At 57.5% G+C, this 19,266-nt stretch carries 20 protein-coding genes and 1 pseudogene; 12 read left to right on the top strand and 9 right to left on the bottom strand.

The features are described from left to right. The first annotated feature begins 103 nt into the window (after positions 1-103). A complete protein-coding gene (locus tag RQI55_RS08800) occupies positions 104-550 on the top strand; it encodes a DoxX family protein (RefSeq protein WP_243256603.1) in 447 nt (148 codons plus the stop codon). Between the two features lie 69 nt (positions 551-619). Here RQI55_RS08800 and hisG read toward each other — a convergent pair whose 3' ends face one another. Genes hisG through hisS form a run of 3 tightly spaced genes read right to left on the bottom strand, consistent with a single transcriptional unit; the run spans position 620 to position 3,951 of the window. Beyond that, entirely contained in the window at positions 620-1,315 is a 696-nt protein-coding gene (gene hisG / locus RQI55_RS08795) for an ATP phosphoribosyltransferase (RefSeq protein WP_192063476.1), read from the bottom strand. Further along, positions 1,312-2,433: an ATP phosphoribosyltransferase regulatory subunit gene (locus tag RQI55_RS08790; protein WP_192063475.1), complete on the bottom strand. Its 1,122-nt coding sequence runs from the start codon at positions 2,431-2,433 to the stop codon at positions 1,312-1,314. Before RQI55_RS08790 ends, hisG begins: the two co-directional genes overlap by 4 nt. A 3-nt stretch (positions 2,434-2,436) precedes the next feature. After that, a complete protein-coding gene (gene hisS / locus RQI55_RS08785; RefSeq protein ID WP_243256604.1) occupies positions 2,437-3,951 on the bottom strand; it encodes a histidine--tRNA ligase in 1,515 nt (504 codons plus the stop codon). A gap of 154 nt (positions 3,952-4,105) precedes the next feature. Between hisS and RQI55_RS08780 the strand changes: the two genes are divergently transcribed. The 4 genes and pseudogenes from RQI55_RS08780 (at position 4,106) to RQI55_RS08765 (ending at position 6,189) form a co-directional block, all read left to right on the top strand. After that, entirely contained in the window at positions 4,106-4,339 is a 234-nt protein-coding gene (locus RQI55_RS08780) for a DUF6290 family protein (protein WP_062586601.1), read from the top strand. Next, a pseudogene (locus tag RQI55_RS08775) lies at positions 4,323-4,591 on the top strand (type II toxin-antitoxin system RelE family toxin). Before RQI55_RS08780 ends, RQI55_RS08775 begins: the two are co-directional and overlap by 17 nt. A gap of 3 nt (positions 4,592-4,594) precedes the next feature. After that, entirely contained in the window at positions 4,595-5,359 is a 765-nt protein-coding gene (locus tag RQI55_RS08770; protein ID WP_243256605.1) for a hypothetical protein, read from the top strand. Positions 5,360-5,814: 455 nt separating this feature from the next. Next, positions 5,815-6,189, top strand: coding sequence for a DUF305 domain-containing protein (locus RQI55_RS08765; RefSeq protein ID WP_243256606.1), 375 nt, complete (start codon positions 5,815-5,817; stop codon positions 6,187-6,189). Positions 6,190-6,210: 21 nt separating this feature from the next. On the opposite strand, the gene RQI55_RS08760 is transcribed toward RQI55_RS08765, so the two are convergent. The 3 genes from RQI55_RS08760 to RQI55_RS08750 all read right to left on the bottom strand — a co-directional run bounded on the left by RQI55_RS08760 (position 6,211) and on the right by RQI55_RS08750 (position 7,515). Next, a complete protein-coding gene (locus RQI55_RS08760; protein ID WP_279290479.1) occupies positions 6,211-6,636 on the bottom strand; it encodes a hypothetical protein in 426 nt (141 codons plus the stop codon). A gap of 14 nt (positions 6,637-6,650) precedes the next feature. Next, positions 6,651-7,280, bottom strand: coding sequence for a DNA-3-methyladenine glycosylase I (locus RQI55_RS08755; RefSeq protein WP_243256608.1), 630 nt, complete (start codon positions 7,278-7,280; stop codon positions 6,651-6,653). A 76-nt stretch (positions 7,281-7,356) separates the two neighbouring features. After that, the gene (locus RQI55_RS08750) at positions 7,357-7,515 is read right to left on the bottom strand and encodes a hypothetical protein (protein ID WP_243257024.1); all 159 of its coding nucleotides are present in this window, start codon (positions 7,513-7,515) and stop codon (positions 7,357-7,359) included. Between RQI55_RS08750 and RQI55_RS08745 the strand changes: the two genes are divergently transcribed. After that, entirely contained in the window at positions 7,469-8,191 is a 723-nt protein-coding gene (locus RQI55_RS08745; protein ID WP_311272478.1) for a L,D-transpeptidase, read from the top strand. The genes RQI55_RS08750 and RQI55_RS08745 overlap by 47 nt on opposite strands. Positions 8,192-8,352: 161 nt before the next feature. Here the strand turns inward: RQI55_RS08745 and glcF are convergent, their stop codons facing one another. From glcF to RQI55_RS08730, 3 genes are read right to left on the bottom strand one after another with little or no spacing between them, the layout of a single operon-like run. Then, positions 8,353-9,675 carry a glycolate oxidase subunit GlcF gene (gene glcF / locus RQI55_RS08740; protein ID WP_243256610.1) on the bottom strand — a complete coding sequence of 441 codons (1,323 nt, stop codon included), beginning with the start codon at positions 9,673-9,675 and terminating at the stop codon, positions 8,353-8,355. Beyond that, entirely contained in the window at positions 9,675-10,898 is a 1,224-nt protein-coding gene (gene glcE / locus RQI55_RS08735; protein WP_243256998.1) for a glycolate oxidase subunit GlcE, read from the bottom strand. The genes glcF and glcE overlap by 1 nt, the downstream gene beginning before the upstream one ends. Before the next feature lie 5 nt (positions 10,899-10,903). Next, complete coding sequence (locus RQI55_RS08730) at positions 10,904-12,343, bottom strand: FAD-linked oxidase C-terminal domain-containing protein (protein WP_243256611.1); 1,440 nt, start codon at positions 12,341-12,343, stop codon at positions 10,904-10,906. A gap of 272 nt (positions 12,344-12,615) precedes the next feature. Here RQI55_RS08730 and RQI55_RS08725 point away from each other — a divergent pair, with 272 nt between their 5' ends. The 6 genes from RQI55_RS08725 (at position 12,616) to RQI55_RS08700 (ending at position 19,249) form a co-directional block, all read left to right on the top strand. After that, positions 12,616-13,950, top strand: a complete 1,335-nt coding sequence (locus tag RQI55_RS08725; RefSeq protein WP_243256612.1) for a glycosyltransferase family 1 protein — start codon at positions 12,616-12,618, stop codon at positions 13,948-13,950. Next, positions 13,947-14,684, top strand: a complete 738-nt coding sequence (locus tag RQI55_RS08720; RefSeq protein WP_243256613.1) for an HAD-IIB family hydrolase — start codon at positions 13,947-13,949, stop codon at positions 14,682-14,684. Before RQI55_RS08725 ends, RQI55_RS08720 begins: the two co-directional genes overlap by 4 nt. Before the next feature lie 203 nt (positions 14,685-14,887). Beyond that, on the top strand, positions 14,888-15,397 hold the full coding sequence (locus RQI55_RS08715; RefSeq protein WP_192063462.1) for an NUDIX hydrolase: 510 nt from the start codon (positions 14,888-14,890) through the stop codon (positions 15,395-15,397). Positions 15,398-15,455: 58 nt separating this feature from the next. Next, positions 15,456-16,949: an inorganic phosphate transporter gene (locus RQI55_RS08710; protein ID WP_243256614.1), complete on the top strand. Its 1,494-nt coding sequence runs from the start codon at positions 15,456-15,458 to the stop codon at positions 16,947-16,949. 52 nt (positions 16,950-17,001) lie between these two features. Continuing rightward, positions 17,002-17,739: a 16S rRNA (uracil(1498)-N(3))-methyltransferase gene (locus tag RQI55_RS08705; RefSeq protein WP_311272477.1), complete on the top strand. Its 738-nt coding sequence runs from the start codon at positions 17,002-17,004 to the stop codon at positions 17,737-17,739. 136 nt (positions 17,740-17,875) lie between these two features. After that, a complete protein-coding gene (locus tag RQI55_RS08700; protein WP_243256616.1) occupies positions 17,876-19,249 on the top strand; it encodes a glutamate--cysteine ligase in 1,374 nt (457 codons plus the stop codon). Positions 19,250-19,266 lie beyond the last annotated feature (17 nt).

Below are 19,266 nucleotides of genomic sequence, written 5' to 3'. Positions count from 1 at the left end.
AGTGAACAATTAGTCTTCACTTGTTCATCTATTCGGTAGCGACAATTTGGCGCATATGGTGGGCATACATTCCTGCCACACGGCACCATCTTTGGAGACTTTTATGTCCACTACCCAGAACGCACTCGTGCTTGTCGCACGCATTCTTCTTTCCTTCATGTTCATCCTCGCAGGCTTCGGCAAGCTGACCGACCCGGCTGGCACTGCTGGCATGATTGCTGGCGCAGGTCTGCCTGCTGCAACGGCCCTGTCTTACCTCGCAGGCGCATTCGAACTCGTTGCCGGCCTTGCTGTTCTGGTCGGTTTCCAGACAAAGATCGCCGCTTGGGCGCTTGCAGTCTTCTGCGTATTCACCGGTCTCGTTTTCCACAGCGGCACGGTTGCCGTTCCTGGCTGGCCTGATGCGGCTCTCGGCTGGATCAACACACTCAACGGCATCATGATGATGAAGAACATCACTCTGGCTGGCGCTTACATCCTGCTCGCAACATCAGGTGCTGGCGCCTATTCGCTGGACGCCCGCCGTGGCGGAGCAGTCGCGCACGCCTGATTGCATCAGGTGCAAATCAAAAGGCCGCTGGAGAAATCCAGCGGCCTTTTTTCATTCAGCAGAGATTTGCTAGAGCGCAGATTGGACGCGCGCGATGATGTCCGCTACCACGGCATCGCCCTCATGCTCGGCTTTCCGTGCCCGCACGAAGCAAGCCTCCGAGCGCAGGATAACGCCGTCGGTCAGGATTTTCAGGTGGTTTGCCTTCAGCGTCGAGCCGGTGGAGGTGATATCGACGATGATATCCGCCTGCCCTGCCGCCGGTGCACCTTCTGTCGCGCCCAGGCTTTCCACGATGCGGTAAAGCTGGATGCCGTGCTGGCGGGAAAAGAACTGCTGCGTCAGCCGCCAGTATTTGGTGGCGATGGCAAGGCGGCGGCCATGCCGGGCACGAAATTCCGAGGCGACGTCGCCCAGATCGGCCATGCTGTCAACATCAAGCCAGATCTCTGGCACGGCGACGACGACATCGGCGTGGCCGAAGCCGAGGCGCGCGCAAAACTCCACACGCTTTTCGACATCGCTCAAGTCTTCGCGCACCAGGTCTTCGCCGGTAACACCGAAATCCACCGTGCCGTTGCCGATCTCGCGCGCGATTTCCGACGCTGAGAGATAGGCGATCTCGATATCGTCTCGTCCTTCGACACGGCCGCGATAGGAGCGGTCATTGCCGATGGCGACAATTTTCAAGCCTGCGCGTTCCAGAATGGCTGAGGAATCATCCTTCATCCGCCCCTTAGAGGGCAAGGCAATGGTGATGGTCATGGTCTGGCCCTCACGGCTTCGATACGGTCCAGCCAGAGCGAGAAGCCGACTGCTGGAATTTTGTCTTTTGCGCCGAGAAGCGTCATCAACCGGTCAAACCGGCCACCGCCCGCTAGCACAGCTGTCTCGCCCTTCACGCTTACCTCAAACACGAGGCCGGTATAATAATCGAGCGGACGCCCGAAGGCTGCACCATAGGTGATCGTATCCAGATCGATGCCGCCATTGGCAAGGGCTGCAACACGCGCATCAAAGGCAGAAAGCGCTGCTTCCAGTTTCAGTTTCGCCTTATCGGCAAATTCGGACAGGGTTTGCGATGCCTGCGAAAGCGGTGCCTGAAGGCTCAGGAACTGCTTCAATAGCTCGAAACTCTCATCCGGCAGGCGCGTGGCGGCGAGCGCCAGCTTTTCGCGCAGGCGACGGGCGATCTCCTGCGGCGCGCGGCTGGCATTGGTGGAATAGCCGGTTTCCTGCATGACGGTATCGATATAATCCACCAGCACTTTTTCATCGCCGGTGGCCAGGAGCCCGGCAACACGGGCGTCAAGCCCCGTCATGGGCTTGGGGCTGACGAGGCTTTCCAGCAAGGCCTGGAGCTGCGCGGTATCACCAAAGGCTTGAACCAGCCGCTTCTGCCAACCAGTGGGCAGGCCGAGAGCGGCAATGACGGCCTCGAACACCTGCTGATCGCCCAGCGTGACGACAAGCGCACGCCCCGGCAACAGGCGTTTCAAAATGGCTGCGGCATCGTTGATCGTGCGGGCGTCTGCGGCGGCGATATCCTTATCGCCCAGATCTTCGATACCGGCCTGATAGAACTCGTTTGCCCCATCACGACGCTGGCGGAAGACTTCACCAAGATAGGAGTAACGCTTGGGCGTTCCGGTTGCGGTTTCGATGTGGCGCAGACAGACGGGAATGGTAAATTCCGGGCGCAGGCACAGGCTCTCACCCGTTTCGCTCTCCGTCATGAAAATTCGGCGGCGCAGGTCTTCCCCGGCCATATCCAGAAACGGCTCGGCGGGCTGGATGACAGGCGTGTTCACCCGCGCCGTCTTGCGGGCCGCAAATTCATCGAGAAGCTCTGCGGAGAAATCCGGCATGTCGATCATCGGCATGGTTCAGCCCGCCCGGCGCCGGTCTTCGGCCTGAGCCGCCAGCATGTCCTTGACCTTGGCAACCAGTTCCGCTTCCGGCACGGTTTCCTGTGCCACGCGGGCCTCGCGCCACGTGGCGTTGTCCTCGATCTCGCCAGACAGGCGCTTGCCCTCGATGAGGTCCTTGATCTGCACCATACCCTCCGCACGTTCGTCACTGCCCTGAATGATGGCCAGCGGCGCGTCCATGCGGTCAGCATATTTCAGCTGGTTGCCGAATTTCTTCCAGTTGCCCTGATACATTTCGGCACGAATGCCTTCATTGCGCAGCGCCTGCGTGAAGCGCTGGTAACGGCCAAGGCTTTCCACATCGCCATCCATGACGGTGACGAGAACGGGGGCCAGCGGCTTGGTCTGACCCAGCTTGCCAAGGTTCTTCAGCGCTGTCATGAGGCGCGAAACGCCGATGGAGAAGCCCGTTGCCGGAACCGGCTGACCCATGAAGCGCGATACCAGACCATCGTAACGGCCACCGCCGCCGACAGAACCGAAGACAACCTTTTCGCCCTTCTCGTTGGTCACATCGAAGGTCAGTTCGGCCTCGTAAACCGGGCCGGTATAGTATTCGAGGCCACGCACGACGGAGGGATCGATCTTGATGCGGTCAGCATCATAACCGGCGCCGGAAACCAGGGCACCAATAACGTTCAGCTCTTCAACGCCTTCCGTGCCCTTGGATGTCCCAGCAACGAGGTTGGCTAGATCCTCAGCGCTTGCGGCGTAGTCTTTGATTCCGACAAAGAACAGAACCTTTTCAATCTGCGCTTCATCCAAGCCCGCGCCCTTGGTGAAATCACCGGATTCATCCTTGCGACCGGGACCCAGCAGCAGCTTCACGCCCTCAACACCAAACTTGTCGAGCTTATCGATCGCCCGCAGCACGTTCAGACGACGGCCTGCATTCTCTTCACCGCCAAGCCCGATGGCTTCCATCACGCCATCCAGAACCTTGCGGTTGTTGACGCGGATCACGTAATCGCCGCGCTTGATGCCGAGAGCTTCCAGCGTGTCGGCCATCATCATGCACATTTCGGCATCGGCCTGAACGCCGAAGGCGCCGATCGTATCGGCATCGAACTGCATGAACTGGCGGAAGCGGCCGGGGCCGGGTTTTTCGTTGCGGAAAACATAGCCAGCGCGATAGGTGCGGAACGGCAGCTGTATTTCGTTGAAGTTTTCAGCGACATGGCGGGCAAGCGGCGCTGTGAGATCATAGCGCAGGCTCATCCACTGGTCGTCATCATCGGTCAGCGAAAACACGCCTTCATTGGGGCGGTCGCTATCAGGCAGGAACTTGCCAAGCGCATCGGTATATTCAAACAGCGGCGTTTCGATGGGGTCGAAGCCGTAGAGTTCATAGACCCCACGAATTTTCTCGATCATCTCATTGGTGGCATGGATATCGGCAGCCGAGCGATCCGTGAAGCCGCGCGGCAGGCGGGCTTTCAGTTTCTGAGGCTTTTTTGCTTTTTCGCTCATGATGCCGGTCCAATTGTCTCTTGAAATCAAGCCGGTCTATTAGAGGATGAAGCCCTGTGCGGCAAGGCGCGGCGGCGCAGTTTTACTGGCGCAGGCACGGAAATCATGCTAGGTGGGATACACGCATCCCACTCTGCCACCGGGAGAAGAGACCATGAGCAAACAAACCGCCATCCGACTGCCCGATGAAACCTATGAGCGCCTCAAAGCTCTATCCGAGCGCACCGGCCGCACATCAGCCTATTATATCCGCGAGGCCATTGAAAAGCATATCGAGGATATGGAGGATTTGTATCTGGCGGAAGAGGCGACGCGGCGTCGGCTTGAGGATAACGAACGCACCTACACTCTTGAAGAAGTGAAGCGCCGCCTTGGCCTGGACAATTGAGTTTCAGGAAAGCCGCTCAAGCAGCTTGAAAAGCTTGGGAAACCCAATGCAACGCGCATCATTTCCTTCCTCACAGACCGTATCGCGCTGGATGACAATCCACGGCGGACCGGCCAAGCCCTGCAAGGCTCCGAACTCGGCAACTACTGGCGCTACCGCGTGGGCGACTATCGCATTCTTTGCGATATTCAGGACAACAGGCTTGTGGTTCTCGTCATTGAAATCGGCCACCGCCGGGAAGTCTATCGCTGAACCATGATCCTCGAAGCCCTCAATTACGCTGCGACCTATTACAAGACGCCCGCCGAGTTCCGCCCCCATGTTCGATATTCCGTGAACCTTTGGGCGCGGGCCAATCGCTGCCAGAAGGCATGGGCCGAGCATGAAGAAAACAGCAAACGCTTCATTCTCTCCACCGCAGCTAAGCTGAAGCAGAGACGCACCGCCGTTGTGCTGGGTTCCGGCCTGTTGCGGGATGTGCCGCTGCACCAGCTGGCCGCTGCATTTGATACCGTGGTTCTGGTCGATCTTGTGCACCTGGCCAGTATCCGCGCCAGACTTTACACGCGCCACAGCCGCACTGTCGTTCTAAACCACCGCGACCTCTCGGGCTACGCCGATCTGGAGGCGGGACGACAGCCGGAGCCCTTGGCGTTTCTGCGGCTGGTGCCCTATCTCGATCTGGTCATCTCCGCCAATCTTCTGTCGCAGATCGGCACCGGCGTGCGCAACCGGCTGGAAAAACACCCCGATAATGGAATGCCAGTTGATACCTTACCGCAACTCATAAAAGCGCATCTGGATGGCCTGTCTGGCCTTCCCTGCAAGGCATGTCTTGTTAGCGACACCTCGTTTGAGGTCATCGATAGAAACGGCAGCGTCCGTCAGCAGGAAGATTTGCTGCACGGCGTGACGGTGCCCAAAATCATGCGCGGCTGGGACTGGCCGGTGGTGCCCTTTGGCGAAGAGAGCCGGGATTACCAGATCATTCACAAGGTTGTCGCCAGCGAGCTGACCTGACAGCCATTGTGCAGACGTTTGTCCGTCGCTACATCTAAATCATGCGTCCTGTCGTTCACATGCTGATGTTTCTGGCCTGGCTGCTCTACGGGGCGATGCCCGCGCAGGCGGCGTTTGGGCTTTCAGTCCCGACGAGCGACGCAAACAGGCAGATGTCTCACGCACAACATGCAGACCACGCCGCTTCGGAAAGTGAACCTCACCACGCCGGAAAAGGCGATCCCTGCCCGCACCGTGGGAGCATGAGCCATGCGCCTTTTTGTGCGGCCTGCATCGTGTTGATACCGCAGTTTCGCTTTGCACAAATGGAACGATTGCCGCATGGGAACCCGAAGAGCCATGTGCTGCACGCCTTCATCGGCTCTGTTCCCGCGCCGCCATTACCCCCTCCCCGTGCCTGACGGACACACGTGACTATCAATGCACAATTCCGTCAGACACAGGAAGGATAATCCATGTCCATGCGAACCATTTCGCTGGCCGCAATGCTTGTTGCTGCCTTTTCCCTGCCTGCCCTTGCGCAGGAAGCCGGTGGCCATGCCGGCCACGACATGTCCGCGAAAACGACGTCCAAGAATGCTTCAACCGAGGCTTTCAAGGAGGTCAGCAGCAAGATGCATGAGGATATGTCGGTGAGTTACACGGGCAACGCCGATGTCGATTTCGTGCGCGGCATGATCCCGCATCACCAGGGCGCGATCGATATGGCAAGGGTGCAGTTGCAGTATGGCAAGGATCCTGAAATCCGCAAGCTTGCCGAAGAGGTGATCAAAGCGCAGGAGGCCGAAATCGCCTCCATGAAGGCGTGGCTGGCCTCCAAGGGTTACTAAACGCGCAGGTGGAGAGGCGGCCTAAGGCTGCTTCTCCACAGTAACAGTATAATTTGCGCCAAGGCCACGGCGCGATGAGCTGAGAACGAGGATAGGGCGGATCAGCCAGTCCGTATCGGCCTTGGGGGTCAGCACCGCATCGTTTTTGCCTGCATCGCTGAAGAAGATGGCGTCGTCTTCCGGCTTGGCAAAATCGAAGATTGCCATGACAACATATTCGCTGCGGCTGGCCAGCGTGATCTTGAGTGTCTCTCCGGCCTTGACCTTGATGCGATAGACATCGCCTTTGCCCTGCCGCGTCCAGCCATTCAGCACCAGCGGGCCGGTAGCGGGCATGGTCGCTGTTTTCAGGGCCTCGCCATCATCAAGCCAGATGCCATCGACATTACGCGGCTCGGCATGAGCGGGAGCCGCAGACGTGAATGCCAGCGCGGCAGCGAGAAACATTGGTGCAAATCTGGTCACGGGCGAACAAACTCCAGCCTTTGCGTTTCGATGCGCGGGCGGCAATGGCAACCTTCAATATGGTCGTTGACCATGCCCATGGCCTGGATGAACGCGTAAACGGTGGTGGGGCCGACAAATGTCCAGCCACGCTTTTTCAGGTCTTTGGACAATTGCACGGAAACAGGCGTTGTCGGATTGGCGCGCAGCGTCGCATAATCAAAAACGTCTGGGCGCTCGTGTGGCTGAGGCTCATAGCTCCAGAAAAAACGGGCAAGCGAACCGAATTCATCCCGCATTTCAATAGCGCGGCGGGCATTGTTGATGGTCGAGACGATCTTGCCGCGATGCCTGATGATGCCTGCATCTGCCACGCACCGTTCAACGTCGTCCTCTGAAAATTGCGCGACCTTCTCGAAATCGAACCCGCAGAAAGCCGCCCGGAATGCCTCGCGCTTTCGCAAAACCGTCAGCCAGGAAAGCCCGGACTGGAAGCCTTCCAGACATATTTTCTCAAACAGTCTGGTATCGTCCTTAACGGGGCGGCCCCATTCCTCGTCATGATAGTGCGCGTAATCGGCCAATCCCTGCTGCCAGAAGCAGCGGATCTTGCCGTCCTCACCCGTCAAAAGCCCGGTTTCACTCATGGCGCTGCTGCCCTTCTTGTCGTGTGCGGGTGATTACCATTGATTCACTCTGTTTCAAAACCGCCCGCTAACCTTATTAAAAGCTTTCGACCAAATCGCGGCTTTTCATCAACTGCCATTTACCATTCGCTGTCGCCGAAGTGCGAACGTGGCGATTATCTTCCGGTGCCATGTAGAGAGTCCACCCGATGTCGATGAAATCTGTTTTTTTGGCGCTGAGCATCAGCTGCGCCATGACCATGCCAGCCCTTGCCAATGACCGTTACCGCGAGCGCCCGCCTGTGGTCGTCAGCCCTGACCTGACAGCCCCTTGGGTCATGCAGCTTGGTGGCGCAAAGGTCCGCCCCGTCGTTTATCCGCAGCAGCCTGCGCGTCCATCGCTGTTTCAGCGCCAGACCGTTCAGCCCCGCCCGCAGGCCGTGGCGGCACGCCCCAACGCACCGCGCCTTCAGATCGCGCCGCAGTTCTTGCCGCAAATGGTTCAGTATCAGGGCAAGGAAGCACCCGGGACGATCGTCATCGATACGCCAAACCGCTTCCTCTATCTTGTCATGGCAGATGGAAAGGCGCGGCGCTATGGCGTTGGCGTCGGTAAGCCTAGTTTTGAATGGGCTGGTACCCACAAGATTACCCGCAAGAATGAGTGGCCAAGCTGGACGCCGCCGCAGGAAATGATTACCCGCGAAGCCGCCAAGGGTCATTATCTGCCAGCCTTCATGGAAGGCGGGCCGCAAAACCCCATGGGTGCACGCGCCATGTATCTCGGCTCCACGCTTTACCGCATCCACGGCACCAACCAGCCATGGACGATTGGCAGCAACAACTCATCCGGCTGCATTCGCATGCGCAATGAGGACGTGACCGATCTCTATGAGCGCGTGAATGTCGGCACCCGGGTGATCGTGATCTGAATGCAACGCTGCCAACAAACCGTGCGCCGAAAGGTTGCATTTTAATAAAGAACACGTTGCCAAAAAACGAAACATTCGTTATTGCTTAATATGTACTCTGGCGGGGGACGCAGAGGGCTGGAAGCGCTTCAAGCAGCATGCCAGCGAGGAGAACGGGCGGGTCAAACCGCCCGTTTTTCGTTGATTCCCGCGATTTTTCCAGGTTTTTTGCCGCCATAGGCCCAGTCCAGCAGTTCAACCGTGTGGAGAATGGGCATAGAAGCCGCGCTGGCAATCTGCGTCATGCAGCCAATATTGCCTGTGGCGATGATATCAGCCTTTGTTGCCTCAATATTTCTGACCTTGCGGGCCTTCAGCTGCGCGGAAATTTCCGGCTGCAAAATATTGTAGGTGCCTGCCGAGCCACAACAGAGATGCCCTTCGGCCGGATCACGAACCACAAATCCCGCTGCTTTCAGGAGGAGTTTTGGTTGGGCGGTGATCTTTTGCCCATGCTGCATGGAGCATGCCGAATGATAGGCCACCGTCAGGCCGTTCCGCTCCAGAGGCGGCAGGTCGAGCGTTGAGAGATATTCGGTAATGTCCTTTGCCAGAGCAGATACGCGCTGGGCTTTTTCGGCATAGGCGGCATCGAGCCGCAGCATGTGCCCATAATCCTTGATGGTAGTGCCGCAGCCGGATGCGGTGATGATGATGGCATCGATCCCACCCTGCTCGATTTCACGCGTCCAGACATCGACATTGTGGCGTGCCGACGCCAAGGCCTGCTCCTCCCGGCCCATATGGTGAACCAGCGCGCCGCAGCATGCCTCGCCCTGCGGCAACACAATTTCAATGCCGAGCCGGGTCAAAAGCCGAATGGCGGCATCGTTGATGCCGGGGTCCAGCACCGGTTGAGCGCAACCGGTCAACATCGCCACCCGCCCGCGCTTTGCGACCTGCGCTGGATGAATGCCGGGATTTGCGAAGGCAGACATGGGTGGGGCGGCTTTCGGGGCCAAATCGAGCATTGATGCCAAGGGCCTCAACGCTTTGCTGTTGCGAAACAATGGCGCGAAAGGCTGGCCAAGGCGAGCGAGCGTGAGTGCCGCACGAAACCGGTCTGGATAGGGCAGCACGCGGGTCAGCACATTGCGCATCAACCTGTCCCAGAAGGGTCTCTTATATGTCTTTTCAATGTGGGCGCGGGCGTGATCGATCAGATGCATATAATCGACGCCCGATGGACAGGTGCTCACGCAGGACAGGCAGGAAAGACAGCGGTCGATATGCGTTACCACCTGGACGTCGGCCGGGCGGTCGTTTTCCAGCATGTCCTTGATGAGATAAATGCGCCCGCGGGGGCTATCCAGTTCGTTCCCAAGCGTGACATAGGTCGGACAGGTCGCAGTGCAGAAACCGCAATGCACGCATTTGCGCAGGATCTTCTCGGATTGCGCGACGTCTGGATCAGCGAGTTGCTGTGGCGTGAAGGAGGTTTGCATCAGGCAGAGCCTTTTTCAGCGTGGGTTCGGGTCACGGTACCCATCTTGCCGGGGTTGAAAATTCCTGCCGGATCGAGCTTTTCCCTGATGCGGGCAGAAAGCATCATCTCTGCCGAAGACAGCGGCTCGAACGCGGCCTCATCGCTGCGGACAGGTGCACGCACTAATGTGGCATGGCCGCCGCCCAGCGCTTTCACGTATTTACGCAGCAACATCGGCTCGGGGTCGGCCTCCATCTGCATCCAGACAAGACCGCCCTGCCAATCGTAGAAAGCATCAATGCCTGTTTCCAGCCGCAGCGCCGCCACCAGCTTATGGCCTTGAGAAGGTGCAACGGACACACGCCACAGAGGCTTGGCGGCGTTGCCAGCATAGGGCGCGATATCGCGGATGTCGCGCCAGAGCGATTGGCTCTCGTCCCTCGACAGCAATATTGAGGGGGCCACCTTGCCCAGCACAGTCTGCAAATTCTGCGCCCGTACCTGAACAGAGGCCTTCAGCCCCTCCAGCCGCAGCACCGTTGCCGCACCATCGGGCAAAGACCCGCCGAGGAAACGCGACCGGACACTTTCCGGCAAATGCGCCGCTCCCGAAACCTCCATGCTGGTCGCCATGGCTGCGGCCATGACATGGGTCGCCGCTTCATCTTCAAGGCCCGAAAGGACAAGTGTTGTCTGCGCAGGCGGCACCGGCAGAACGCGGAATGTGACCTCTGTGAGAAAACCCAGTGTGCCATAGGACCCGGCCAAAAGCTTGACGAGATCCAGTCCCGTGACGTTCTTCATCACCCGGCCACCGGCCTTGATGGCCTCGCCTTTGCCATTGATGAAGCGAATGCCGAGCAGGCTGTCTCGTGCCGCACCCGCCACGTAGCGTCGGGGGCCGGAAACATTGGCGGCAAAGACGCCGCCAATCGTGGGTTCGCCCACCGTTCCCATTACAGCACGATGGTCCACCGGCTCAAACGCCATCATCTGATTGGCGGCGGAAAGTGCCGCCTCAACCTCGGCGACCGGCGTACCGGCTCTTACCGTCATGACCATTTCCGCCGGATTATAGGCGACGATACCGCTCAAAGCGCGTGAGGAAAGATAGGTCTGGGCGTCCACTTCGTTTCCAAAGCCGGAGCGGGTGTTGCCGCCTATGATCGCCAGGGCTTGCCAGGCATCGGCATGGCCACGAATAATGTCGGCAGCTTCGATTTCACTTGCGGGTAACAGCATGTCACTCATGAGGCGGGGCGCCCTTCCAGCGGGAAGACCTTGGAGGGGTTGAGGAGCCAGCCGTCATCGAAGGCGAACCGCACGGACATCTGCTGCGCCAGATCCGCGTCCGAATACTGGTGTCGCATCAGGTCGCGCTTTTCGATGCCGACGCCGTGCTCGCCCGTGAGGCAGCCACCGGCATCCACGCAAAGCCGCAAAATCTGGTTTCCCGCCTCTTCCGCCTTTGCGGCCTCAACGGCATCATTGGCGTTGAACAGAATGAGGGGATGCATGTTGCCATCGCCTGCATGGAAAACATTGGCGACGCGAAGACCGAAATGATCAGTAATCTCGCTTGTTTTCTGAAGCACATAGGAAAGCTGGCTGAGTGGCACAGTTCCATCCATGCAGATGTAATCTGAAATGCGGCCCGTTGCACCAAAGGCGGATTTGCGGCCTTTCCAGATGGCGGCGGCCTCCATGGCCGACTGACATTCGCGCACGGTTTTTACCGCATGCTGGCGGGCGATGGCGACGATATCGGCCAACATGGCATCCATCTCGGCTTCAGACCCCTCCACTTCCACGATCAGCAGCGCGCCGACATCCGTCGGATAACCCGCTTTGGCAAAAGCCTCGCAGATTTCGATAGCCGGCCTGTCCATGAATTCGATGGCCACGGGAATGATGCCTGAGCCGATAATATCCGCCACGCAGGAACCTGCCTGTTCTGACGTATCGAAACCGAAGAGAACGGGACGCGCGCCTTCCGGCTTCGCAATCAACCGCACCGTGGCTTCAGTGATGATGCCGAGTTGGCCCTCCGAACCGCAGACGAGGCCGAGCAGGTCGTAACCGCTGGCATCCAGATGCTTGCCGCCCAGCTCCAGCACCGTGCCATCCACCATCACCATCTTGACGCCCAGCAGATTGTTGGTGGTGACGCCATATTTCAGGCAATGCGCGCCGCCGGAATTCATGCCGATATTGCCGCCGATGGTACAGGCCAGCTGCGAACTGGGGTCCGGCGCGTAGAAAAATCCCTGCGGACCGGCAGCATCGGAGATCGAAAGGTTTGTCACGCCCGCCTGCACCGTGGCAACCCGGTTGAAAAAATCCAGCTCCAGGATTTGCGACATTTTCGACAGGCCGATCACCACAGCATCTTCCTGCGGAATAGCGCCGCCTGATAGCGACGTGCCCGCCCCGCGCGGCACGATGGGGATGCCATAACGGTTGCAATATTTCATCACCGCAGCAACCTGAGCTGTCGTCTTCGGCAGAGCAACCGCAAGCGGAACCTTGCGATATGACACGAAGGCATCCGTCTCGAACGGCACAAGCTCTCGCTGCTCATGCACAAGACATTCAGGCGGCAGAAGATCGCTCAGGTCCGCTACAATTCTGGCTCTGTTATCCAGCACCGAGGCGCTGGGCTTCAGGAATTCTATGGTTTGCGACATGGTTGCTCCACAGGCCTCCTCCTTGCGATGCATGCCCCATGTTATCGGGCTTTACAGGGGAGAAGCAAGCCGTGGATTGGCGCCATATGGAGCATCTGTATACGCCTTGCATCTCGGCACTGTGGGCAAGCGAGCCAGTCCCTGACAGCGCCTTAAAATCTTGCCGAACCAACCGAGATTGACAGATTTTATCACTTTTTGATGGAACCTTTTCGGAAAGGAGCCATTTTCATGTGGTTAATGGAATTTTTTACTACGATGGGACGCTATTGATGACCTTGAGCGAAACTGAACGCTATCCCCGGATAGCACTCATATCGACACATGGCTATGTCGCCGCGCACCCGCCGCTAGGCGCTGCCGATACCGGAGGACAGGTCGTGTATGTCTTGGAGCTGGCTCGAAAACTCGGGCAGCTTGGATATACAGTCGATCTTTACACCCGCCAATTCGAAGACCAGCCGGAATTTGACGAAGTTGATGAGCGCGTTCGCGTCGTGCGCATTCCCTGCGGCGGCAAGGATTTCATTCCAAAGGAATATCTCCACCGCCACATGATGGAATGGTGCGAAAACGCACTTCGCTTCATCAAGAAAAACAACCTGAATTACACCTTCATCAACAGCCATTACTGGGATGCGGGTGTAGCGGGTCAACGTCTCTCGGAAGCGTTGAAGGTGTCGCATCTTCACACGCCGCACTCCATCGGCATCTGGAAAAAGCGCCAGATGGAAACCGATTATCCGGAAAAGGCGGATACGTTCGAACTGGAATTCAATTTCAAGGAACGCATACAGCATGAGCTGATCGTCTATCGCAGCTGCGACATGGTTATTGCCACGACACCGGTGCAGCTGGACGTTCTGATCGAAGATTACGGCCTGAAGCGCAAGCACATCCACATGATCCCGCCGGGTTACGACGACAACCGGTTCTTTCCGGTGTCGGAAGGTTCGCGGCAGATGCTGCGTCAGCGTTTTGGCTTCGAGGGCAAGACGGTTTTGGCGCTTGGGCGTCTTGCGACCAACAAGGGCTATGACCTGCTGATCGACGGCTTCTCCGTCCTCATCGAACGCGAGCCGGATGCCCGCCTTCATTTGGCCGTGGGCGGCGAGAACATGGACGAGCAGGAAACGACTATCCTCAATCATCTCAAGGAGCGGGTAAAGTCGCTAAACCTTGAGGATAAGGTGATTTTCTCCGGTTATGTTGCCGATGAGGACCTGCCCGACATCTACCGTGCCGCCGACATGTTCGTGCTTTCCAGCCGGTACGAACCCTTTGGCATGACCGCCATCGAAGCCATGGCAAGTGGCACGCCAACTGTGGTCACCATTCATGGCGGCCTGTTCCGAGCGGTCAGCTACGGGCGTCATGCGCTGTTTGCCGATCCTTTCGATAAGGAAGATCTCGGCATTACCATGATGAAGCCGCTCAAGCATGAGCGCCTCTATGGCCGCCTCTCGCGCATGGGCGCGCACAAGGCCCGCAGCCTTTTCACCTGGACAGGAATTGCACAGCAGCTGCTGGCCGTTGTGGAGGGGCGCCCGATGATGCCTGTTCTGGAAGAGTCGGACTGGGCTGAACCATGGAATGATGGCGATTGAAAAAGCTTCGCATTTTCTCAACAGATCTCGACGGCACGGTTGTGGGCGACAATGCTGCAACGGCCCGTTTCCGCGACTTCTGGCAGTCACTGCCGGAAGGTAACCGTCCGTTGCTTGTTTTCAACAGCGGGCGGCTGCTCGATGACCAGTTCGACCTGATGAAACAGGTTCCCCTGCCCTCGCCTGACTATGTCATCGGCGGTGTTGGAACGATGCTGTCATGCCGTGACGAACCCTCCTTGGAAACTGCTTACACGGCATCGCTCGGTCAGGCTTTCGACATCGACAAGATCAAATCGCTTGTTTCGGGTCTTCCGGGCGTCAGCATTCAGCCCGAACGTTACCAGCACGGCTTGAAATCCAGCTGGTACCTGCACGATGCAAAGGCCGAAGACATTGCCATCATCGAAAACCTCATGGCGGACAATGGCATAGACGCGCGCATCGTTTATTCCAGCCAGCGGGATCTCGATATCTTGCCGAAAGCAGCAGACAAGGGGGCCGCCCTCACATGGCTGTGCCACCGTCTGGCAATCGGTCTTGATGAGGTTGTGGTGGCTGGCGATACGGGCAACGACCGGGCAATGTTTGAACTTCCCGGCGTGCGCGGTATTGCCGTTGCCAATGCCTTGCCGGAACTGAAAGCATTGGCTGCGCAAAAGGGTAATATTTTCTCAGCCCTTGAAAATGAAGCCGATGGCGTTATATCCGGCCTGCAGCACTGGTTGTTTTGACGGATGTCATTTTGATCACAAAAAATATGTGCTCAACATGAAATATGCTTGAGCATTTGCTGCTATAGCCTTGACCTCAGGTTGTAACAACCTGACAATTTAGCGAATCGTTTCACATTCCATGCGAAGATATGGCCGTGAGCAACTGGCTATATCGGGCTGGATATTTTATATAAGATAAATCGAAAAAAGGATCTCATGAATTGAATCTTCTGAACCGACTGGCAAATGATGTTCGCCTTATTTTGCGCCGCCCACCGCGGCAGCAATATGCGGCGCTTTGCTATCGTCGCGCCAAGAAGAGTTGCTGTGTGGAGGTTCTTCTTTTGACCAGCCGCGACACGGGCCGCTGGGTGATTCCCAAGGGTTGGCCGATGGAAGGCAAGAAGGCGCATGCCGTTGCTGAGCGTGAAGCCTATGAAGAAGCCGGTGTGCGCGGTCGTGTCGAGAAAGACCATTTCGGATTTTTCACCTATGACAAGAAGATGCGCAACGGAATGAATGTTCTGTGCCGCGTGCAGGTGCATCTACTGGAAGTTGCCGAGCTCTTAAAAAACTTTCCCGAGAAAGAAAGCCGCACGCTGGAGTGGGTCAGTCCGCAGGAAGCTGCGCTGCGTGTGAACGAACCGGAACTGAAAGAACTTTTCCTTTCATTCGACAAGCAAATGGCGCAAACGCAACAGCAACCGCCGCTGAAAATCGTAAACCTATAATCTCTACCGACCGCTTGCGCCTGCATATGCGGTGAATACCGCAGCCGAAAGCAGACCCATGGCGCAACCACCCAACAACCGCATGAAACCAACGCTGGACAAGGATCTGGATAAGCTGACGCTTGTCGAGGAGGCCGGGTTTCACTTGACCCGTGGGCTAACGGCCGTTGGTCTTGGTCTGCTGTTCCTCATGCTTTCAGCGCTTGTCGCCAGCGTGTTTGTCATGGACCAGCCCGGCGCGGGAATAGTCTTTGCGGCCGTTATTATCGGCGCCTACATGGCCATGAACATTGGTGCAAAAGATGTGGCCAACAATGTGGGCCCTGCGGTTGGCGCCAAGGCGTTGCCTCTGGCGGCAGCGCTCATCATCGGAGCCATTTGCGAGGTCATGGGTGCCGTTATCACCGGCGGCAACGTGGTGGAAACGATTTCAAGCGGGATCATCAACACCCGGTCCATTCCCGAAAGCTCCATCTTTGCCTGGGCCATGCTCTCGGCACTCATGACCGCTGCATTGCTGGTCAATCTTTCCAATTATCTCAAGGCTCCCATTTCCACCACGCACACCGTTGTCGGCGGCGTGGCAGGCGCGGGTACCGCTGCCTATGGCTTTGCAGCGGTAGACTGGTTTTCGTTGAGCCGCATTGCCATGACCTGGGTCGCAACGCCCTTCATCAGTGCCTTTTTTGCCATTCTTCTGCTTGCCTTAATCAACAAATATATCATCTACCGCACGGACAAGATTGCCGCTGCTCGGACTTGGGTGCCGGTACTGATCGGCATCATGAGCGGCGTTTTCACCGCCTATCTCATCTGGGTCGGGTTTCACCATGTGGTCACCGTCTCCTACCAAACTGCAATATTGTCGGGGCTTGCAGTTGGCGTCATCAGCTGGCGTCTTTGCATACCGCTGATCGCGAAGCAGTCCCAGGGACTTGAGAACCGCAATCAGTCGCTGCGCAAGATGTTTCAATGGCCCCTCATTCTGGCTGCCGGCCTGATGTCTTTTGCGCATGGAGCCAATGACGTATCGAACGCCATCGGCCCCGTGGTTGCCATCGTGCGCGCAACGCAGGGCGTTGTCGTTAGTGAGACGGATCGGGCACCTGAATGGGTGATGCTGATTGGCGCGTTTGGCCTGTCTTGCGGTATTCTGCTGTTCGGACCACGGCTGATCCGTCTGGTGGGTGAGCAGATCACCAAGCTCAACCCCATGCGGGCTTTTTGCATATCGGTTTCGACTGCGCTGACCGTTCTCGTCGCCTCTCGCTTCGGCATGCCTGTCAGCACCACCCACACAGCCATCGGCGCTGTGTTCGGGGTCGGCTTTTTCCGTGAATGGTACATGGAAAGGGCACGCCAGCGGCTGGAAGCAGGCAGCGACAGACAGGTTGAAGACACCGAAAACTCATCCGAGGTCAGCCGCCGCTATCTGGTCCGCCGCTCGCATTTCATGACGATCATCGCAGCCTGGATCATCACCGTTCCGGTCAGCGCAGCCTTGTCGGCAACCTGTTATGGAATCATGTATATTCTGTTTATCAGGCTTTAGAGCAAGTCCAGCGGAAACGCTCTATAGCCTTCAATTCGGTCGAACGAGAAACATGCGCGCCAACTTCAGAATGCAACGTCTTTACGTCAGCCAGCCTTTAAGCGCGGTTGATGCCATCGAGGCTGACAGCGATCAGTTCAACTATCTGGCCAATGTGTTGCGGATGGCGGATGGCGCGGAAATTCTGGTGTTCAACGGTCGGGATGGCGAGTGGAAGGCGCAGCTTTCTTATCCCACCCGCAAGAAAATTCTGCTGACGCCGATTGAGCAGACAAGGCCGCAGCCGTCCAAACCCGATCTTCACTATCTCTTTGCGCCGCTGAAGACCGGTCGCATGGATTATCTGGTGCAAAAGGCCGTGGAGATGGGCGCGGGCGTGCTTCAACCTGTCATGACGCAGCATGTTCAGGGCAAGATCACCAGTCTGGAGAAGCTCCGCGCCAATGTGATCGAGGCCGCCGAGCAATGCGGCATTCTGGCCGTGCCGCAGGTTGAAGAACCGGTAAAGCTCAAAGACCTCTTGGAAACATGGCCCGCCTCCCGCCGCATCATCTATTGCGATGAGGGCGACGAAGGCCAAAACCCGTTGCCGATCCTCAGCGCAATCAAAGAAAAGCAGCTCGCTTTGCTGGTCGGTCCTGAAGGCGGTTTTTCGAAGGAGGAGCAGCACATGCTGCGCGACCATCCATCCGTGACACCCATTCCGCTTGGACCTCGGATTTTACGGGCAGATACGGCAGCGGTTGTAGCGCTTGCTGTCATTCAGGCAACGCTCGGCGATTGGAAATAGCGACTTGTCAGGCTGGTCACGGCGCACAACATAAGCCGTAAATCCATGCTTGAAAGAAATTCATTTGCGCGCCACGGTGCAGCACCCTATCAGCGAATTAAAGCCAGATTGGCAACATCGACCACAAGGTAATTTCATGGCCCGCGACACGACCGACCAGACCCCCATTTCCTCGACGCAGGAATTGATCGATTATCTGGCGCAAGGCTGCAAGCCGGTTGAAAAATTCCGTATCGGCACAGAGCATGAGAAGTTTGCCTTCTTCCGCGATGGCAACAAGCCCGTTCCCTATTTTGGTGATGCCAGCATTTCAGCGCTTCTGAAAGGCATGCAGGAAAAGCTCGGCTGGGAACCCATCATCGACGAAGGCAACATCATCGGCCTGAGCGAGCAGAGCGGCATGGGTGCCATTTCCATCGAGCCGGGTGGACAGTTCGAACTCTCAGGCGCGCCGCTCGAAACCCTGCATGAGACCTGCAAGGAATCCAACCGGCATCTGGCGATGTTGCGCGAGATTGCCGAGCCAATGGGCATTCGCTTTCTCGGCATAGGCGGCAGCCCGCTCTGGACCTATGACGAAACGCCGCAAATGCCGAAATCCCGCTATGCGATCATGACGCGCTATATGCCCAAGGTCGGTAGCCATGGTCTGGATATGATGTACCGCACCTGTACAATCCAGGTTAACCTCGATTTCTCCTCGGAAGAGGACATGCGCCGCAAGATGCGTGTTTCCATGAAGTTGCAATCGCTGGCAACGGCGCTGTTCGCCTCCTCCCCGTTTACCGAAGGCAAGCCAAATGGCCTCCTGTCCTGGCGCGGCGATATCTGGCGCGATACCGATAATGGCCGCTCGGGCGTGCTGCCCTTCGCCTTCCAGCCTGATTTTGGCTTCCATCATTATGTTGAATGGGCGCTGGATGTGCCGATGTATTTCATAGTGCGCGATGGCAGATATCGTGACTGTACCGACATGACCTTCCGCCAGTTCATGAACGGCGCGTTGAAGGGCCAGATTGCCGAGTGGGAACCGAACCTGGGTGACTGGACTAACCACCTCTCGACGCTCTTCCCGGATGTGCGCCTGAAGCGCTTCCTGGAAATGCGCGGTGCAGACGGTGGCCCATGGCGTCGTATCTGTGCGCTGCCTGCCTATTGGGTCGGCCTCCTCTATGATGACAGCGCGCTTACCGCTGCTGATGAACTGACGGCGGACTGGACAGTTGAAGACGTTGTTGCCATGCGCGACACGGTGCCGGTCCAAGGCCTCAAAGCCACCGTGGCTGGTCGCTCCGTAATGGATGTGGCGCGTGAAACCGTGTCGATCTCCCGCGACGGACTGCGCAATCGCAAGCGCCTCAATGAAGAGGGCCAGGACGAGAGCGTGTTCCTCAACCCGCTGGATGAGGTTCTGGCCAAGAAGTCAACCATGGCAGAGGACCTGCTGGCAGCCTACAATGGTCGCTGGAACCAGTCAGTCTTGCCGGTCTTTGATGAGTATCAATACTAAGATAGACGCACAAAAAA

The sequence above is a fragment of the Rhizobium sp. WCS2018Hpa-16 genome (assembly GCF_031843705.1).
Classification (GTDB): Bacteria; Pseudomonadota; Alphaproteobacteria; order Rhizobiales; family Rhizobiaceae; genus Agrobacterium; species Agrobacterium tumefaciens_C.
The sequence above is the reverse complement of the archived record's forward strand: the minus strand, read 5'-3'. Positions and strand labels throughout refer to the sequence as shown.

Excerpts from the sequence above, each read along its gene's own strand:
- RQI55_RS08800 (WP_243256603.1), top strand. The coding sequence starts at position 104 with ATGTCCACTACCCAGAACGCACTCGTGCTTGTCGCACGCATTCTTCTT.
- hisG (WP_192063476.1), bottom strand. The coding sequence starts at position 1,315 with ATGACCATCACCATTGCCTTGCCCTCTAAGGGGCGGATGAAGGATGAT.
- RQI55_RS08790 (WP_192063475.1), bottom strand. The coding sequence starts at position 2,433 with ATGCCGATGATCGACATGCCGGATTTCTCCGCAGAGCTTCTCGATGAA.
- hisS (WP_243256604.1), bottom strand. The coding sequence starts at position 3,951 with ATGAGCGAAAAAGCAAAAAAGCCTCAGAAACTGAAAGCCCGCCTGCCG.
- RQI55_RS08780 (WP_062586601.1), top strand. The coding sequence starts at position 4,106 with ATGAGCAAACAAACCGCCATCCGACTGCCCGATGAAACCTATGAGCGC.
- RQI55_RS08770 (WP_243256605.1), top strand. The coding sequence starts at position 4,595 with ATGATCCTCGAAGCCCTCAATTACGCTGCGACCTATTACAAGACGCCC.
- RQI55_RS08765 (WP_243256606.1), top strand. The coding sequence starts at position 5,815 with ATGTCCATGCGAACCATTTCGCTGGCCGCAATGCTTGTTGCTGCCTTT.
- RQI55_RS08760 (WP_279290479.1), bottom strand. The coding sequence starts at position 6,636 with ATGTTTCTCGCTGCCGCGCTGGCATTCACGTCTGCGGCTCCCGCTCAT.
- RQI55_RS08755 (WP_243256608.1), bottom strand. The coding sequence starts at position 7,280 with ATGAGTGAAACCGGGCTTTTGACGGGTGAGGACGGCAAGATCCGCTGC.
- RQI55_RS08745 (WP_311272478.1), top strand. The coding sequence starts at position 7,469 with ATGTCGATGAAATCTGTTTTTTTGGCGCTGAGCATCAGCTGCGCCATG.
- RQI55_RS08750 (WP_243257024.1), bottom strand. The coding sequence starts at position 7,515 with ATGGCGCAGCTGATGCTCAGCGCCAAAAAAACAGATTTCATCGACATC.
- glcF (WP_243256610.1), bottom strand. The coding sequence starts at position 9,675 with ATGCAAACCTCCTTCACGCCACAGCAACTCGCTGATCCAGACGTCGCG.
- glcE (WP_243256998.1), bottom strand. The coding sequence starts at position 10,898 with ATGCTGTTACCCGCAAGTGAAATCGAAGCTGCCGACATTATTCGTGGC.
- RQI55_RS08730 (WP_243256611.1), bottom strand. The coding sequence starts at position 12,343 with ATGTCGCAAACCATAGAATTCCTGAAGCCCAGCGCCTCGGTGCTGGAT.
- RQI55_RS08725 (WP_243256612.1), top strand. The coding sequence starts at position 12,616 with ATGACCTTGAGCGAAACTGAACGCTATCCCCGGATAGCACTCATATCG.
- RQI55_RS08710 (WP_243256614.1), top strand. The coding sequence starts at position 15,456 with ATGGCGCAACCACCCAACAACCGCATGAAACCAACGCTGGACAAGGAT.
- RQI55_RS08705 (WP_311272477.1), top strand. The coding sequence starts at position 17,002 with ATGCGCGCCAACTTCAGAATGCAACGTCTTTACGTCAGCCAGCCTTTA.
- RQI55_RS08700 (WP_243256616.1), top strand. The coding sequence starts at position 17,876 with ATGGCCCGCGACACGACCGACCAGACCCCCATTTCCTCGACGCAGGAA.